Annotated in this window: 14 protein-coding genes; 11 read left to right on the top strand and 3 right to left on the bottom strand. The window is 55.3% G+C overall.

Going from position 1 to position 17,537, the window contains the following annotated elements:
• Positions 1-94: 94 nt before the first annotated feature.
• The 3 genes from ABTW00_RS10845 to ABTW00_RS10835 all read left to right on the top strand — a co-directional run bounded on the left by ABTW00_RS10845 (position 95) and on the right by ABTW00_RS10835 (position 2,686).
• Entirely contained in the window at positions 95-871 is a 777-nt protein-coding gene (locus ABTW00_RS10845) for an isocitrate lyase/PEP mutase family protein (protein WP_433640689.1), read from the top strand.
• Complete coding sequence (locus tag ABTW00_RS10840) at positions 855-1,961, top strand: bifunctional transcriptional activator/DNA repair enzyme AdaA (protein ID WP_433640687.1); 1,107 nt, start codon at positions 855-857, stop codon at positions 1,959-1,961. Before ABTW00_RS10845 ends, ABTW00_RS10840 begins: the two co-directional genes overlap by 17 nt.
• Before the next feature lie 206 nt (positions 1,962-2,167).
• A complete protein-coding gene (locus ABTW00_RS10835) occupies positions 2,168-2,686 on the top strand; it encodes a hypothetical protein (protein ID WP_065357190.1) in 519 nt (172 codons plus the stop codon).
• Positions 2,687-2,734: 48 nt separating this feature from the next.
• Here ABTW00_RS10835 and ABTW00_RS10830 read toward each other — a convergent pair whose 3' ends face one another.
• Positions 2,735-3,529 carry a YdcF family protein gene (locus ABTW00_RS10830; protein WP_433640685.1) on the bottom strand — a complete coding sequence of 265 codons (795 nt, stop codon included), beginning with the start codon at positions 3,527-3,529 and terminating at the stop codon, positions 2,735-2,737.
• A 360-nt stretch (positions 3,530-3,889) separates the two neighbouring features.
• Here ABTW00_RS10830 and ABTW00_RS10825 point away from each other — a divergent pair, with 360 nt between their 5' ends.
• From ABTW00_RS10825 to pbp4b, 7 genes are all read left to right on the top strand, one after another.
• The gene (locus ABTW00_RS10825) at positions 3,890-5,212 is read left to right on the top strand and encodes an MFS transporter (protein ID WP_433640683.1); all 1,323 of its coding nucleotides are present in this window, start codon (positions 3,890-3,892) and stop codon (positions 5,210-5,212) included.
• 148 nt (positions 5,213-5,360) lie between these two features.
• On the top strand, positions 5,361-5,792 hold the full coding sequence (locus tag ABTW00_RS10820; RefSeq protein ID WP_064545186.1) for a MarR family winged helix-turn-helix transcriptional regulator: 432 nt from the start codon (positions 5,361-5,363) through the stop codon (positions 5,790-5,792).
• Positions 5,792-7,444, top strand: a complete 1,653-nt coding sequence (locus ABTW00_RS10815) for an MFS transporter (RefSeq protein ID WP_433640680.1) — start codon at positions 5,792-5,794, stop codon at positions 7,442-7,444. The genes ABTW00_RS10820 and ABTW00_RS10815 overlap by 1 nt, the downstream gene beginning before the upstream one ends.
• Positions 7,445-7,468: 24 nt before the next feature.
• On the top strand, positions 7,469-8,554 hold the full coding sequence (locus ABTW00_RS10810; RefSeq protein ID WP_433640678.1) for an HlyD family secretion protein: 1,086 nt from the start codon (positions 7,469-7,471) through the stop codon (positions 8,552-8,554).
• Positions 8,551-9,927: an efflux transporter outer membrane subunit gene (locus ABTW00_RS10805; RefSeq protein WP_433640676.1), complete on the top strand. Its 1,377-nt coding sequence runs from the start codon at positions 8,551-8,553 to the stop codon at positions 9,925-9,927. Before ABTW00_RS10810 ends, ABTW00_RS10805 begins: the two co-directional genes overlap by 4 nt.
• Before the next feature lie 21 nt (positions 9,928-9,948).
• Positions 9,949-10,608: an O-methyltransferase gene (locus ABTW00_RS10800; RefSeq protein WP_433640674.1), complete on the top strand. Its 660-nt coding sequence runs from the start codon at positions 9,949-9,951 to the stop codon at positions 10,606-10,608.
• A 104-nt stretch (positions 10,609-10,712) separates the two neighbouring features.
• Complete coding sequence (gene pbp4b, locus ABTW00_RS10795) at positions 10,713-12,020, top strand: penicillin binding protein PBP4B (RefSeq protein WP_433640672.1); 1,308 nt, start codon at positions 10,713-10,715, stop codon at positions 12,018-12,020.
• Between the two features lie 148 nt (positions 12,021-12,168).
• Here pbp4b and ABTW00_RS10790 read toward each other — a convergent pair whose 3' ends face one another.
• Positions 12,169-12,663 carry a DUF805 domain-containing protein gene (locus ABTW00_RS10790; protein ID WP_064545174.1) on the bottom strand — a complete coding sequence of 165 codons (495 nt, stop codon included), beginning with the start codon at positions 12,661-12,663 and terminating at the stop codon, positions 12,169-12,171.
• 141 nt (positions 12,664-12,804) lie between these two features.
• Positions 12,805-16,707, bottom strand: a complete 3,903-nt coding sequence (gene hrpA, locus ABTW00_RS10785) for an ATP-dependent RNA helicase HrpA (protein ID WP_433640670.1) — start codon at positions 16,705-16,707, stop codon at positions 12,805-12,807.
• A 200-nt stretch (positions 16,708-16,907) separates the two neighbouring features.
• On the opposite strand from hrpA, the gene azoR reads away from it, so the two are divergent.
• Positions 16,908-17,510: an FMN-dependent NADH-azoreductase gene (azoR, locus tag ABTW00_RS10780; protein WP_433640668.1), complete on the top strand. Its 603-nt coding sequence runs from the start codon at positions 16,908-16,910 to the stop codon at positions 17,508-17,510.
• Positions 17,511-17,537 lie beyond the last annotated feature (27 nt).

Here is a 17,537-nt window from a genome sequence, read left to right as displayed (position 1 = left end):
CGCCGCTTCTTTAAAAAATGCTCGTCCAATTTTCGGTTGTGAGCCACGTTGCCGTCGCGGCACACTCGACGGACACACACAACCGGTAAAAATCATGGATTTCACAACACTGCATTATCAAGAAAAACCGTTAGTTATCGCCAACGTTTGGGACGCACCCAGCGCCATTGCCGCACAGCAGGCGGGATACCAGGCCCTTGGCACATCCAGTGCCGCCATTGCGAATATGCTGGGCTACGCCGACGGCGAAGGAATGGCGTTTGAAGAGCTGCTCTATATGGTCCGCCGCATTCGCGCGGTCAGTTCATTACCGTTGAGCGTCGATATGGAAGCCGGCTACGCTCATGATTCTGAAGGTATTGTCACCCACTTGCGCCAGCTCGCGGCGCTCGGAGTGGTCGGCGTGAATCTTGAAGATAGTCGAGTCATCAAAGGCGTTCGCACCCTGGAAGACCCAGTGACTTTCAGTCAACGCCTCAGCGCCGTACGCTCTGGATTATCAGCCCGGGGCTGCCCACTGTTTATCAACGCGCGTACCGATGCCTTTCTTTTGAATCTTCCCGACGCGCTAAACGTGACATTGTCACGCATAGCGTGTTATGAAGCAGGCGGCGCTGACGGCCTGTTCGTCCCTTGTGTCAGCGATGCGCAAGATATCGCAGCGTTGGTACAACACACATCGCTGCCGCTCAACGTCATGTGCGTGCCTGGACTTGACGACTTCGCCACGCTGGGAAAAATGGGCGTACGCCGTATTTCGATGGGCAATGCCGTGCATTGTGCAATACAAGGTACGCTAAACACTTTACTGTTGACTCTCCACCAGCAGCAGTCATTTGCCGGAGTTTTTTGCGATGAAAATCACCGATAGCGCGCAGTGCGATACCTGGTACGAAGCCCTCCTGGCCCGCGCGTCAGAATATACCGGGGTATTTTTCGTTGGTGTGAAGACCACCGGCGTGTTTTGCATCTCCGTATGCCGCGCGCGCAAGCCGAAACGTGAAAACGTCGAGTTTTACAGTGATTTTAAATCAGCACTGGATGCCGGTTTTCGTCCCTGCAAAGTCTGTCGACCGACGGAAAACGCCTGCAGCGCCCCGCCTTTTATTGAACAGGCGCTAGCATTGGTCCGGCTCACGCCAAAAGCCCGCGTTAGCGACAGTCAACTACGGGAACATAATCTTAGCCCCGAGCGCATTCGACGCTGGTTTTTACAGCATCACGGCATCACCTTTCAGGCGTTTCAACGCATGCAGCGGGTGAATGTCGCCCTGCAGGAGTTAAAAGGGGGACGCAGCACAACCGAGGTGGCATTCGATAACGGCTACGAGTCGCTGAGCGGCTTCGGCTATACCTGCAAGAAACTGACTGGTCGCTCTCCTGCCGGGCAGCCGCAGACCGTACTGATTCACCGTTTTACCACCCCGCTCGGCCCGATGTTTGTCTGCGCGACCGAACGCGGCGTCTGCCTGCTCGAGTTTGTCGATCGTCGCATGCTGGAGAGCGAATTCCGCGATCTGCAGCGCCTGCTGCACGCACGCATCATGGCCGGACAAAATGCCCATACTCACCAGGCAGAACGCGAAATTGGCGAGTATTTTGCCGGGCATCGCCAGCAATTTACGCTGGCGCTGGATACTCCGGGTAGCGACTTCCAGCGCAGCGTCTGGACGGCGCTACGCCAGCTACCGTGTGGTGAAACAACCCACTATCAGGCTCTGGCGGAAAGCCTGCACCACCCCACTGCCGCCCGTGCGGTCGCGGCCGCCAACGGCGCGAACCGTATCGCTATCGTCATTCCCTGCCATCGGGTCATCGGCAAAGATGGTTCAATGACTGGCTACGGTGGCGGCATCGCGCGCAAAGCCTGGTTACTTGAACACGAGAAAAAGCTCACACGTAGGCAAAACGATAGTGCACAGACGCCCTTCATCGAAGATGAATCAGCAAGCAAAGTGTAAGTTGAAATCGGGTGTCGTATAGCAGCCCACTATCCGGCGCCAGAACCCAGCCGGATAAGGCTGCGCCGTTTTCCATCCTGGTACACGCATAACGGCTATCCCGAATCGACGTCCCGCAACGGTTGAGTCTTTGTTTATCGTGAAAAACGTATGATGGAGAGCATTATTTTCTTTTTTAAGCTTTCCAGAGTTTTATCATGCGTAAAATGCCCAACGTGCTGGTATTTGTGGCGGCAGTGGTCCCAGCAGCGTCGAGCTATGCCAGTGAGCTAAACCTGTACTCCGTGAATACAGGCTCGTTTGTCTATCATATGACCGGCAATCACGGCCAATATAATGAGAAATTTAATAATGATTTCTTTTCCGTTGAACGGAAATTCTCTCCAGAATCAAAATACAGCCTGCTGATTGGGACGATGAAAAACAGCTTTGCCGATCGCTGCCTGACGCTAGGCGTGCGCCGTGACTGGCTGCAGGGCAGTCATCACAACAAGGGTTGGACGTTCAAAGGCATATACGCCTACACCGGCGAGTTCTTTTTCGATGCATTCAGCCACTGCGGCGACGAGGGTGCTTACCGTACGGCAAAGAAAATCACCGGCGTGGGGTTTTCGCCCTATATCTATCATGGGCTGCAATACAACTTTACCGACTACTTTGGCATTGAGAGCGGAATTATCCTGCCATCAATCTTTGTGGTGAGTATGCAGTGGAGTTTCCGTTAAGCGTCTGGTCATCCCGGCGTCGCGATGGACTCGGCCGGGCGACATCACTCAACCCAGCGTACGGCTGGCAAGCGCGTGCCGTAATTGTGGATCGGTGCTGAGCTGCTGCCAGGCAGTTTCCACCGCGTCCGGAATATCAACATGGGCAATAAAGTCTTTGCCCCGCGGCCCATATCCTTGCGTATCATCGCGCAAACGCGGCAATTCGCCGAGAATCAACGACAGGTAGCGCGTTACCGACCATAGCCCTTCAACTGGCTGCTTCCAGGCAATACCGTCCGGCGTATTCACTAATTCCGGTGTAAAGCCCGGATAGCCTAACCAGCGCGGCGCATCGCCAACATCCTGCCAGACGCGAGCGAAAGTCGCCATGGTACGGCGCTGCATGGTGGGGTCCTGGATCACCGTGGCCTGATGGGCGCTAATGCCCTGTTGTTCCATCATTGTGCGAGTAAACCAGGCGTTTTCACCGCAGTTGGTCGAGCGATCCTCAACCACAATTCGTTCGCGCGGGATTGCCCAGAAACGGTGGGCGATTTCCGCCAGCAGCACGGCCTCGGGCTTGCCCTGGGTTTCGATACTGCGATAGTGAGGATGACGGGCAATGGCCTCGTAGAGAAACGACGTTGAGTGGCCAATACCACCACTAATCAACAGCGTTCCACCATATTGACCGATCAATTGACAGGCGGCATCAATTGTCGGTATCACCGCGTTACCCGCCAGCACCACCAGTTGACTCTCATGCGCCTCGGGTTGCTCAGTAAAATCATTTTGAGCCAACCATCTACCGAGAAGATTGGCGGCAGCCAGCGTATTTTCCGACCAATGTAACAGGCTCATCGTGGACTCTGCTCCTTTCTTTAACAGCGAATTACGCGATAAAAACGCCCTCAACTCCGCCGTTTTGTAACAATGATGAAATAACCAGAAACGTCTAAAAACAATGCGGTTGCACCTGAATAAAACGCCATAAAAACACATTTTATCGGAACTAAAAACCACAAAACGGCAAATATTAAGTCATCATTAATGAAAACGACGCTCATTTTAACTCACAAATTTCAACGCCGCGCTTGCCAAAGATAACGCTCATATCTAATTTGCTTAACAAACACACAACCTTTTTCACAATCCAGGTTGCACCCCTTTACAAAAAAGGTGGCACCTGATTTTAACCCAATGTGGCGGGAGTTATTCTTCATGACAATACAAGAAAGCAGCACCACGATCCTGAAAAAGAATAAAAGGGTTCTGATTGCTAGCCTGACGGGCAGTTCCATTGAATGGTTTGATTATTTTCTTTACGGTACAGCTGCTGCATTGGTGTTCAACAAGATATTTTTCCCGATGGTTGATCCGGTTATCGGGCTGATTCTCTCCTATCTTTCTTTCTCGCTGACCTTCTTTATTCGCCCGATTGGCGGCGTCATTTTTGCCCACATTGGTGACCGTATCGGACGTAAAAAAACGCTGGTGTTGACCCTGTCCCTGATGGGAAGTGCAACCGTGATGATCGGTTTGCTGCCGACTTATGACCAGATCGGTATCTGGGCGCCCATTCTGTTGATTTTGATGCGTATCATCCAGGGGATGGGTATCGGCGGAGAATGGGGCGGCGCGCTGCTGCTGGCCTATGAATACGCGCCGGAAAAACGCAAAGGCTTTTTCGGCAGTATCCCGCAGGCGGGCGTGACCATCGGCATGCTGATGGCAACCTTCATTGTCTCACTGATGACGATGTTTAGCGAAGAGCAGTTTCTCTCCTGGGGCTGGCGTATCCCGTTCCTGATGAGCGCCGTACTGGTATTGATTGGCCTGTGGATCCGTAAAGATATCGACGAAACGCCGGAATTCAAAAAAGTAAAAGAGTCAGGCAAAGTGGCAAAAGCGCCGCTGCGCGATACCCTGACCCATCACTGGCGTGAGGTGATTATCGCAGCCGGGCTGAAGGTGGTGGAAACCGCACCGTTCTATATTTTCTCGACCTTTGTGGTCAGCTACGCCACCACCACCCTAACCTATCAAAAATCACAGGTGCTGGAAGCCGTTACGCTCGGGGCGCTGGTATCGACGGTGATGATCCCGCTGATGGGGCTGCTGTCTGACAAAATTGGCCGTCAGCGCATGTACGCCATCAGCGTCGTGTTGCTGGGGCTCTTTATCGTGCCGTGGTTTATGTTGCTCAACACCGGTACCACCTGGGGTATTATCCTGGCGACCGTAATCACCTTCGGGATCCTGTGGTCGCCGATTACCGCCGTGCTGGGGACGCTGTGTTCGGAGATTTTCAGCGCCAATGTCCGCTATACCGGTATTACGCTCGGCTATCAGATTGGTGCCGCGCTGGCTGGCGGTACCGCCCCGCTGATCGCCACCGGTCTGCTGGCAAAATACAACGGTGACTGGGTGCCAGTTGCCTGGTACCTGGCCGCCACGGTGGCTATCTCGCTGACGGCTATTTTCTTCGCCAGCCGCAGCAAGCGCCATGCGTCCTCGGTTAACGCACAGGCCAGCCGGATCTAAATCTGAAGCCCGGCCAGAGCCACCGCGCCTGGCCGGGTTATCCATTAACAGTCACCATCCAATAACAATTATTTTTCACATTCTCTTGAATTATGGTTCAGGGCGAACTTAAAATCATTAGAGCTCTAATGATTCTGAATAAAACGCCATGGATAACCGCCAGCTGAATTTCTCCCACCTTCTCTACCTGACCGCCCACCACTGGCGGCTTGCCGTTGACCGCCGTCTGAAAGGGCTGGGCATGAGCCAGGCAACCTGGGTGGCGGTCGCCAGCATTGCGCGCAACGAACGCCCCCTGTCACAAACCGAACTGGCGCAGGAACTGGGAGTAGAAAATGCGACCGTAGTGCCGTTGATCAATCGGTTGGTCAGTCTCGGCCTGGTCGAGCGCGTTATCACCGAGCGTGATAAGCGTAAACGTCTGCTGGTGGCGACGGAGAAAGGTATCGCGCTGTATCACCAGGTGAAAGACGTCGCCGACGCGCTGCGCGAAGAGATCATGACCGTCATCACGCCAGAGGAGCAGGAACAAACCTACGCGGTGCTGATGAAGTTGCTCCGAGAAGTGGAGAAGAAATAATGGCTCCACCGCGTCGCGACCCTTACGCCCCCCACGACTGGGAGCCGCACGAAAAACCGGCCATCCTCGGCTCGCCATCAACGCCAATCCACAGCACGCCAAAGCGCATTGCCTACGGCATTGTTGGGCTGCTGGTTTGCCTGACCGGCGCGCTTGGCAACGCGGTAGTCACCGCTAACCTGCAGAATTTACAAGGATCCTTCGCCGCCTGGTCGACGGAGATTGCCTGGCTGCCTGCGGTATACGTGATGACCAACGTCTCAATTAACCTGCTGCTGGTGAAGTTCCGCCAACAGTATGGCCTGCGCGCGTTTACCGAAGGTTTCCTGGTGCTGTACGTGCTGGTGACTTTCTTTCACCTGTTCGTCAACGATCTCAGCTCCGCGTTGATGGTTCGCGCTGCCCACGGCATGGTGGCGGCGGCGCTCAGTTCACTTGGTATTTACTATCAGGTCCAGGCCTGGCCGGCGAAGCATCGCCTGAAAGCGCTGACCATCGGCATTACCGGGTCGTCGCTGGCTATTCCTCTCGCCCGCCTGTTTTCCACCGAGCTACTGCAAATTGACGAATGGCGCGGGCTCTATTTCTTCGAGCTGGGGCTGGCGTTGATTTCGCTGGCCTGCGTGATCGCGCTGAAGTTGCCGCCAAGCGATCGCAAGAAAGTTTTTGAGAAAAAGGACTTTATCACCTTCATGTTGCTGGCGCCGGGCATGGCGCTGATCTGTGCCGTACTTTCGCTGGGCCGCCTCGACTGGTGGTTCGAAGCGCCGTGGATTGGCTGGTCGTTAGCCGCCGCGATCGTGCTGATTGTCACCGCCATCACGTTTGAACATAACCGTCGCAACCCGCTGCTGAACACCCGCTGGCTTTCCAGCGGCAGTATTCTGCGCTTAGGGTTGATTATGGTGTTAATTCGAATTGTTCTGGCCGAACAAAACACCGGCGTGATCGGCTGGCTTCAGTATGTCGGCCTGCAAAATGAGCAGATGACCGATCTGGCCTGGTCGATTTTCGCCGGCATCGTATGCGGCATTATCGCCAGCTGTCTGACGCTAAACCCGCGCCGTCTGTACTGGCCCACCGCCACGGCGCTGACGCTTATCATGATTGCCTCATTGCTCGACAGTCAATCCAACAGCCTGACGCGCCCGGACCAGCTGATGTTCAGCCAGTTCCTGCTGGGGTTCGGCAGCGCCTTTTTCCTCGCGCCGGCAATGCTGGCGGGCATCGGCGGCGTGGTGGCCGACCAGCGCAATCTGGTGAGCTTCTCGGTGCTGTTTGGCATGAGCCAGAACGTTGGCGGACTGTTGGGTTCCGCTATTCTTGGCACCTTTCAGACCTGGCGTGAAAAATTCCACTCCAGCCAGCTTGCCGACCAGATTACCACCCTCAACCCACTGATTAATGAACGTTTGCAGCAGTATGCTCAGCAGTACCAAAGCCAGATTGGCGATAGCGCGCTGCTCAACGTTCAGGCCAGCAGCGTCTTACAAACCGTCTCGACGCTGGAGGCCAATATCCTCGCCTACAATGACACCTATATGCTGACGGCCGCGATTTCCGCCGCGACGCTGCTGTGGGTGTTCTGGCGATTATGCAGACTGAAAATCACTGCTCATATTGCGCTGAAACGCGCGACGGGCAGCAAGTAACAACAAGAGAGATCCGGAGTCGTCATGAGTCAGCAGGACGCGGCCCAGCAACAGGCCAACACCCGAAACAACATCCGCGTGGTGTCCATTTTTACCGCCGCCGCTATCGGCCTGGTTGGCGTACTGGTTGTGCTGTATGCCTGGCAGCTGCCGCCCTTCACCCGCCATAGCCAGTTTACCGATAACGCCTATGTACGCGGCCTGACCACCTTTATCAGTCCGCAGGTCAGCGGTTATGTCACCGGCGTTAACGTGCAGGATTTTAACCAGGTGAAAAAAGGTCAGGTGCTGTTTCAGATTGACGATCGCATCTATAAACAGCGCGTACATCAGGCACAGGCTCAGTTGGCCATGAAAGAGGCGGCGCTAAAAAACAATCTTCAGCAACGGAAAAGCGCCGAGGCGGTGATCGTCCGTAATGAGGCGGCGCTACAGAACGCGCGCGCGCAGAATCTAAAATCACAGGCAGATTTAAAACGCGTGCAGGAACTCACCGCTGATGGCTCGCTGTCAGTGCGCGAGCGTGATTCCGCTCGCGCCAGCGCCGCGCAGGGGGCTGCCGATATTGAACAGGCGAAAGCCACGCTGGAGATGTCGCGTCAGGATCTGCAGTCTGCCATCGTTAACCGCGACTCGCTGGAAGCGGACGTTGCCAACGCCAAAGCGGCGCTGGAACTGGCGGAAATTGACCTGCAAAACACGCGCATTATCGCCCCCACCGATGGGCAGCTCGGGCAGATTGCCGTGCGTTTAGGCGCATACGTCACCGCGGGCACGCACCTGACGCCGCTGGTTCCCCCGCAGCACTGGGTCATTGCTAATCTGAAAGAAACGCAGTTGGCAAACATCCGCGTCGGCCAGCCAGCGACGTTTAGCGTTGACGCCCTGAACAGCGAAAAATTCCGCGGTACCGTACAAAGTATCTCGCCCGCCACTGGCGTCGAGTTCAGCGCCATTTCGCCGGACAACGCCACCGGTAACTTCGTTAAAATAGCGCAACGTATTCCGGTACGTATTGCTGTTGACGATGGGCAAAAAAACCTTGAACGCCTGCGTCCAGGGATGTCGGTACAGGTGACCATTGATACGCGCGCGGAGGCGGAAAAATGATCCGTCCTCTGGCTCTTGCTTTAGCGCTCGCCCTGGTGGGCTGCCAGTCGGCAGATGTCCAGCAAGCCCAGCCTACGCTGGCGATCCCTGCCGCCTGGCGCGCCGATATTGGACCAACCAGCAACGTGGAAGGCGTGTGGTGGCGTAATTTTCACGACAGCGCGCTGAATCAGTACGTCGACCAGGCGCTACGCCATAACAGCGACGTGCTGATCGCCCGCGAGCGGGTCAACGAATACCAGGCCCGCGCCTACGCCGCCGACAGCAGCCTGTTTCCATCGCTGGACGCCAGCTTGAGCGGTAGCCGCGCTCGCGCACAGTCCGCTGCCACTGGCCTGCCGATTCACAGCACCGTCTATAAAGGTGGGCTGACGGCAAGCTACGATGTCGATCTCTGGGGCGCAAACCGCAGCGCGGCCAATGCCGCACAGGCCAGTCTGGAAGCGCAAAAAGCCGCCGCGGCCGCCGCTGACCTGACGGTGGCGACCGCCGTCGCCTCCGGCTATGTCACTCTGCTTTCACTCGACGAGCAGCTGCGCGTCACCGAACAAACGCTGAAATCGCGCGAAGATGCCTGGCATCTGGCAAAACGTCAATTCGAAACCGGCTATACCTCGCGGCTCGAGCTCATGCAGGCGGATTCAGAGCTGCGGGCAACGCGCGCTCAGGTTCCGGTATTACGCCATCAGATTGCCCAGCAGGAAAATGCGCTGAGCGTGTTGCTGGGCAATAATCCCGGCGCTGTCGCTCGCCATGAGTTTGCGCAGCTCACGCCGCTGACCTTGCCTTCTCAGCTACCGTCGACGCTTCTGGAGCGTCGACCGGATATCGTGCAGGCACAGCGTCAACTGCTGGCGGCAGATGCCACACTGGCATCGTCGAAAGCGCAGCTGCTGCCGTCCATCAACCTGACCGCCACCGGCACCCTCCAGGATCGCACCCTGCCCGACTTGCTCGATAACCCGCTACGTTTGTGGAGCCTTGGCGGCAGTATTCTGGCGCCGCTGTTGAACCGTCAGGCATTGAATGCGCAGGTTGACGTGTCGATGGCTCAACGCAATCAGGCGCTGTACGGCTATGAGAAAACGGTGCGTAACGCCTTTAAAGAGGTGAATGATAGTCTTGACGCTATCACTCGCTACGGCGAGCAGTTGGCAGAGCTCCAGGGGCAAGAAAACGTAGCTCAGGAAACGCTGCGCATTGCGCAGAACCGCTATCGCAACGGTTACTCGTCGTATCTTGATGTGCTGGATGCCCAGCGCACGCTGTTTTCAACGCAATTAAGCGAGGTGCAGGTAAAAAACAACCTGCTGCTGGCGCAAATCGATCTTTACCGGTCGCTCGGAGGCGGCTGGTCTTCAGTGTCAGGCTGACAAAACCTTAAAGGTGTCACAATGCAAAAGCAGTGGTCTGAGGTTGATAATTATCTGATCGAAAATTTAATCCCCACCGATGCCGTGTTGGCGCAGGTGCTGGAAAACAATCACCGTGCAGGGCTCCCCGCGCATGATGTCGCCGCTAATCAGGGGCAGCTGCTGGCGCTGTTTGTCCGTATGGTGGGGGCGAAATCCATTCTTGAGATTGGCACTCTTGGGGCTTACAGCACCATCTGGATGGCGCGCGAGCTGCCGCCTGGCGGGCGCTTAATCACCCTGGAAGCCGATCCGCTGCACGCGCGAGTGGCGCGGGAAAATATCGCACTGGCGGGGCTGGAAGATCGCATTACGCTACGCGAAGGCCCGGCGCTGGATACATTAGCGACGCTGGACAACGCCGCGCCGTTCGACCTGATTTTCATCGATGCTGATAAACCGAATAACCCCTACTACCTGCAATGGGCGCTGAAATACTCACGGCCCGGTACGCTGATTATCGGTGATAACGTGGTACGCGACGGTGAAGTCACCCATCCTGACAGCGACGATGAGCGCGTACAGGGCGTCCGCCGGTTTATTGAAATGATGCGTAACGACCCGCGCCTGACGGCGACGGCACTACAAACCGTGGGTATCAAAGGCTGGGATGGCTTTACGCTGGCGTGGGTGAACGCGTAACGCGGTGACGGACAATGCGATCCCTCCTGCATTCCTCCTGATTCGCACTGGTATTTGCGCGTCGCGAGTTGCACCATCGGGCAAACGATGATGAGGGACGTATAATGACACGACGTTTTTTGCTGGTTTCACTGCTGGCCTTTTCCGCCAGCAGCTTTGCCGCCGATTACCCCGTTTTAACCCCGGCCACGCCGGAGTCGGTTGGTTTTGATCGCGCCCGGCTTGATAAGCTGGATAGCTGGATTCAGGATCAAATTAAGCAGGGTTATCCCAGCCTCAATCTGCTGATCGTTAAAGACAACCATATTGTTTATCAAAAAGCGTTTGGCGAGGCGAAAAAGTACGACGGTTCCACGTTAATGTCCTCACCGCTTCGGGCAACGACCGACACGCTGTACGACCTCGCGTCTAATACCAAAATGTACGCCACCAACTTTGCGCTGCAAAAGCTGGTTTATGAAGGCAAAATCCGCGTGGATGAGCGCGTTGCCACCTACCTGCCCGGCTTTGCCGATCGCCCTGACGATAAAATAAAAGGTAAGGATACGCTGCGCATCAGCGATATTCTGCACCACACCGCGGGCTTCCCCGCCGACCCGCAATACCCTAACCCACAGGTTGCCGGAAAGCTCTACTCCCAGGATAAAGCCACTACGCTTGAGATGATTAAGCGCACGCCGTTGCAGTACGTGCCCGGCACAAAGCATGTCTATAGCGACGTTGATTATATGATTCTCGGTTTTATTATCGAATCGGTGACGGGTATGCCGCTGGACAGCTACGTTGAGAAGACTCTCTACCGTCCATTAGGGTTAACCCATACGGTGTTCAATCCGTTGCAAAAAGGCTTCAGCCGTAGCCAGATAGCGGCCACAGAACTCAACGGCAACACCCGTGATGGCGTTATCCATTTTCCGCATATCCGCACTCAGACAATCTGGGGGCAAGTGCATGATGAAAAGGCCTGGTATGCGATGGGCGGCGTCTCCGGCCACGCCGGATTATTTTCGAATACCCATGATATGGCGGTGTTGATGCAGGTGATGCTCAACGGCGGCGGCTACGGTAAGGTAAAGCTGTTCGATGCCAAAACGGTGGGCGATTTCACCCGCAGTTCAAAAGAGGATGCCACCTTCGGCCTCGGCTGGCGGGTAAACGGCAATTCGTCGATGACCACTACTTTCGGCAGCTTGAGCAACCAGCAGGTCTACGGCCATACCGGCTGGACCGGCACGCTGACGGCGATCGACCCGGTTAACCAGATGGCGATAGTCATCCTCGGCAATCGCCCACACTCGCCGGTGGTCAACCCGAAGTCGAACCCCAATCAGTTCGTCAGCGGACAGCTACCGATAGCAACCTACGGCTGGATTGTCGATCAGATTTACGGGGCATTAACCCACGGTTCATAGCTTGTTTAGCGAGATAAGTCGGAACCGCCAGCCATGGCCGCTCCAGGCGGCCTACCTATTCACTCCCCCTGTTTTCAACACAGTGCAATGAAGGTGTATCGTTCCATCTTTACCGGGCGTTGCGGGTAAGCTAAACACCTCATCCGGGTTACGGCTCAATTTGCCGCGTTCGCTGTATACACAGCCAAAAAACAAACAGGAGCAGTAGCGGATTAATCACCTTATTAGCATAATACAGTGCGTGGAAAACGAGCGAGCTGATTTGATGGTGTAACATTATCTGAGTAAACCATGGAATAATGACTAATCCAAATAATACCGGTAGACCAAACCACCACCCATTCTTACCAATATCATGCATTCTCCTGATACCCAAAGAGACGAGCGGTAAAATTAAAATCAGTGCAGAATATTTGCGTAACGGGATAAAAAAAAGAATGTTCCAGGCGAACATTAGGCCGCCCCGGCTGGTTCTGTCGGCAGGAATGACAACGACGACGAAATAGCTCACCAGAGCAATAAAGGCAACCAGACATAAATTAATTAAAATAAACGACCAAAATTCGCTTCGTGTTGCTTCGCCCTGGTATACAAATGTCTTTTTCCATGTGCGCCAATAACAATCACTAATATGGTTATCCATCAGTGTAACATCCCTGAATTATAGTCGTTGTAAAAAGAGAACTATGACTCATTGGGTAAAATATTAAAAGGATAGCGCCGTATTTTCAGAATAAATAAAGATGCCCGATATTTTTATTCATCGGGCTTCTTTTCACAGACATCAGGCGACGATCTGATCCATTGCCTGCAAAATACGCTTATCCGAAATCGGATACGGTGTACCCAACTGCTGCGCGAAGAAGCTGACGCGCAGCTCTTCAATCATCCAGCGGATCTCCTTCACATCGTCATCCTCACGACGTGACGGCGGCAGCTTGTTCAGCCACTGTTGCCATGCCTGTTGAACGCTCTCTACCTTCAGCATCTGCGCACGGTCGCGGTGCGGGTCAACGGCCATTTTCTCCAGACGTTTTTCAATTGCCTGCAGGTAACGCAGCGTATCGCCTAAACGACGGAAGCCGTTGCCGGTGACGAAACCGCGATAGACCAGACCGTTCATCTGCGCCTTAATATCCGACAGCCCCAGCGCCATGGTCATGTCCACGCGGCCTTTCAGACGTTTGTTGACGTTAAATACCGCCGTGAGGATTTGCTCAACCTGTTTAGCAATCTCGACCACCGTCTCGTTAAGGTCGGCGCGCACTTTCTCATGCAGCGCGTTAAAGCCCGCTTCGGTCCACACCGGGCCACCGGCCTCGTCGATCAGCTTATCTACACCGCAGGAGATGCAGTCATCAATCAAATCCAGCACTTTGCCGTAAGGGTTAAAATACAGCCCCAGCTTGGCTTTGTTCGGCAACTTCTCGTGCAGATACTTGATCGGCGATGGGATGTTCAGCAACAGTAAACGGCGCAGACCGCGCCACATCGCCTGCTGCTGTTCCAGCTCGTTATCAAACAGCTTGATGGCGACGCTGTCACGCTCGTCCACCAACGCGGGCCAGGCTTTCACCTTATAGTTGCCGCGCTTCTGCTCGTAGCGGTCCGGCAGGTCGCCAAAGCTCCAGATATGCAGGCCATTCTGCTCGATACCGTCGTCAGCAACCGCCGAAAGCGTCTCCTGCACTTTGCCCTTCAGTCCGTCCTTCAACGCCTGCAAAGAGCGGCCTTCCTGAAGTTTCTTGTTTTTATCGTCCACCACGCGGAAAGTGATTTTCAGGTGTTCGGGCACCTGATCCCACTGCCAGGCTTCGCGGTCGACGGTGACGCCGGTCATCCGACGCAGCTCACGCTCGAGCGAATCGAGCAGCGGTAACTCCAGCGGCGTGACGCGGCCTAAAAACGCTTCGGCATAATTTGGCGCGGGCACAAAGTTGCGGCGTACCGGCTTCGGCAACGATTTAATCAGCGCGATAATCAGCTCGCGGCGCAGCCCTGGGATCTGCCACTCAAACCCGGCCTCTTCCACCTGGTTTAACAACGGCAGCGGAATGTGCACCGTCACGCCGTCGGCATCCGCCCCGGGTTCAAACTGGTAGCTCAGACGCAGCTTAAGGTTGCCCTGATGCCAGAAGTTCGGGTAGTCCAGCTTGCTGACCTGCTCCGCACCTTCTTTGATCAGCATGCTCTTCTCAAAGTTGAGCAGATCCGGCGTCTCGCGGCTGGCCTGTTTCCACCACTTGTCAAAGTGGCGTGCGGAAATCACTTCATGGCTGATACGCTGGTCGTAGAATTCAAACATCGTCTCATCATCGACCAGAATGTCGCGACGGCGCGACTTATGTTCCAGCTCTTCAATTTCGCTACGCAGCTTCAGGTTATCGCGGAAGAAGGCGTGACGGGTTTGCCAGTCGCCTTCCACCAGCGCGTGACGTATAAACAGCTCGCGGCACAGCGCCGGGTCAATCTGGCTGTAGTTGACCTTACGTGCGGCCACAATCGGCAGTCCATAAACGGTGACCTTTTCGGTCGCCATCACCGCGCCCTGCGCGCGTTCCCAGTGCGGTTCACTGTAGGAACGTTTGATCAGATGCTGCGCTACTGGCTCTACCCATTCCGGGTCGATGCGTGCGGCAATGCGCCCCCACAGTCGGCTGGTTTCGACCAGTTCGGCCACCATCGTCCATTTCGGCGGCTTCTTAAACAGCCCAGAGCCCGGGAAGATGGAGAAGCGCGCGTTACGCGCGCCGGTAAACTCCTGCTTGTCGGTATCTTTCATGCCGATGTGCGACAGCAGACCGGTCAGCAGCGAAATATGAATTTCGCGATACTCCGCCGGTTCGCTGTTTACCGGAATGCCCAGCTCTTTCACCACCTGACGCAGCTGGGTGTAGATGTCCTGCCACTCGCGCACGCGCAGGTAGTTAAGGAAATCCAGCTTGCACTGGCGACGGAACTGGTTAGACGACAGCGCTTTCTGCTGCTCGCCGAGGTAGTTCCACAGATTAACGAACGCCAGAAAATCTGACTCTTTGTCGTGGAAGCGACGATGCTTTTCATCGGACGCCTGCTGTTTGTCCATTGGACGTTCACGCGGGTCCTGAATGGACAGCGCCGAGGTGATAATCATCGCCTCGCGCACGCAGCCGTGTTTCTGCGCTTCCAGCACCATCCGCGCCAGACGCGGATCGACCGGCAGCTGGCTTAACTGGCGGCCTAACGGCGTCAACTTATAAGCGGTTTGCTGCTCGTCGGTGGTGATCGCGCTCAGCTCTTCCAGCAGACGCACGCCGTCCTGAATATTGCGTTTATCCGGCGCTTCAACAAACGGGAACGCTGCGATATCGCCCAGGCCCAACGCGGTCATCTGCAAAATAACGGACGCCAGGTTGGTACGCAGAATCTCCGGGTCGGTAAACTCCGGGCGGGACAGGAAGTCGTCCTCTGAATAGAGACGAATACAGATCCCCTCAGAGACACGCCCACAGCGGCCTTTACGCTGGTTGGCGGAAGCCTGCGACACCGGCTCAATCGGCAGTCGTTGTACTTTCGTACGGTAGCTATAGCGGCTGATACGCGCGGTACCGGGGTCTATCACGTATTTAATGCCCGGCACGGTGAGCGAGGTTTCCGCCACGTTGGTGGCCAGCACAATACGTCGCCCGCTATGCGGCTGGAAGACGCGGTTCTGTTCGCTGTTCGACAAACGGGCGTACAGCGGCAGAATTTCGGTATGACGCAGCTCTCGTTTGCTCAGCGCATCGGCGGTATCACGGATTTCACGCTCACCGCTCATAAAGATCAGAATATCACCCGGGCTCTCCTGCCCCAGTTCATCCACGGCGTCGAAAATCGCCTGCAGTTGGTCACGTTCGGTATCGTCCGCTTCTTCCACGATCGGGCGATATCGCACTTCGACCGGATAAGTGCGGCCAGAAACTTCGATAATTGGCGCGTTATTAAAGTGCCGGGAGAAGCGTTCAGGATCGATGGTTGCCGAGGTGATGATCACTTTCAGGTCAGGGCGACGCGGCAGCAGTTCTTTCAGGTAGCCCAGCAGGAAGTCGATGTTCAGACTGCGCTCGTGCGCTTCATCGATGATAATAGTGTCGTACTGCATCAGCAGGCGGTCCTGCTGAATTTCCGCCAGCAGAATACCGTCGGTCATCAATTTGACCATGGTGTTATCGCTGACGTGATCGCTGAATCGCACTTTGTAACCAATGCAGCCGCCCGGTTCGGTTTTCAGCTCTTCAGCAATACGGTTGGCGACGGTTCGCGCCGCCAGACGACGCGGCTGAGTATGGCCAATCAGACCTTTAATGCCGCGCCCCAACTCCATACAGATTTTGGGTAGCTGAGTGGTTTTACCCGAACCGGTCTCACCAGCGACGATCACCACCTGGTTATCGCGGATCGCGTTGAGGATATCCTGTTTTTTCTGGCTAACGGGCAGATTTTCCGGGTAGTCAATGACCGGGCGTGACGCTTCACGCAGCACAACCTTACCGGCTGCCTGTTCAATTTCCTGCGCCATCTCCTGGTAAATGGCCTGTTGAGCATCAGGATTTTTAACTTTCTTAACGCCGTGCAGTCGACGGGCAAACCGCTGTTTATCCCGCAACGTTAGCGCATCAAGGCGCTGACTCAGCATAGCGAAGGTTATTTTTTGTTGTTCTGTCATAGTCTTATTGGGCAGTACGGTGCCTGGAAAAACGCTTATCAAGTATCGCTCTATCATACCACATTCGTGCACTCTGAGCTTTGTTCAAAAAAACTGAATATAGAATTCGATATATTGCGCTATCCCTGTGGCAGGATTGTGAATAAAGTGTCACTAAGCAACAGGGCACAGCCCGTCAATCAAATATAAGGAATCACGTAATGAGCAAAGTATTAGTTCTGAAATCCAGCATCCTGGCAGGCTACTCTCAATCTGGTCAGCTGTCCGACTATTTTGTTGAACAGTGGCGTGAAAAGTACTCCGCTGATGAAATCACCGTACGTGACCTGGCCGCCAACCCGATTCCGGTGCTGGATGGTGAACTGGTCGGCGCGCTGCGTCCGAGCGATTCCCCGCTGACCCCGCGCCAGCAGGAAGCGCTGAATCTTTCTGACGAACTGATTGCCGAGCTGAAAGCACACGATGTGATTGTTATCGCCGCGCCGATGTACAACTTCAACATCCCGACTCAGCTGAAAAACTACTTCGACCTGATTGCCCGCGCTGGCGTCACCTTCCGCTACACCGAAAAAGGCCCGGAAGGCCTGGTGACCGGCAAACGCGCAATCATCCTGACCAGCCGCGGCGGCATCCATAAAGATACCCCGACCGACCTGATCACCCCGTACCTGAACGTGTTCCTGGGCTTCATCGGCATCACCGACGTGAACGTCGTCTTTGCTGAAGGCATCGCTTACGGCCCGGAAATGGCGACCAAAGCGACTGCTGAAGCGAAAGCAGCGATCGACAGCCTCGTGGCTTAATCGCCGTCTGACAGTCAAAAGCCCTGC

This window comes from Kluyvera georgiana, from assembly GCF_050990895.1.
GTDB lineage: Bacteria > Pseudomonadota > Gammaproteobacteria > Enterobacterales > Enterobacteriaceae > Kluyvera > Kluyvera georgiana.
Note: the sequence above shows the minus strand (reverse complement) of the source record. Positions and strands in the feature narration are given on the sequence as shown.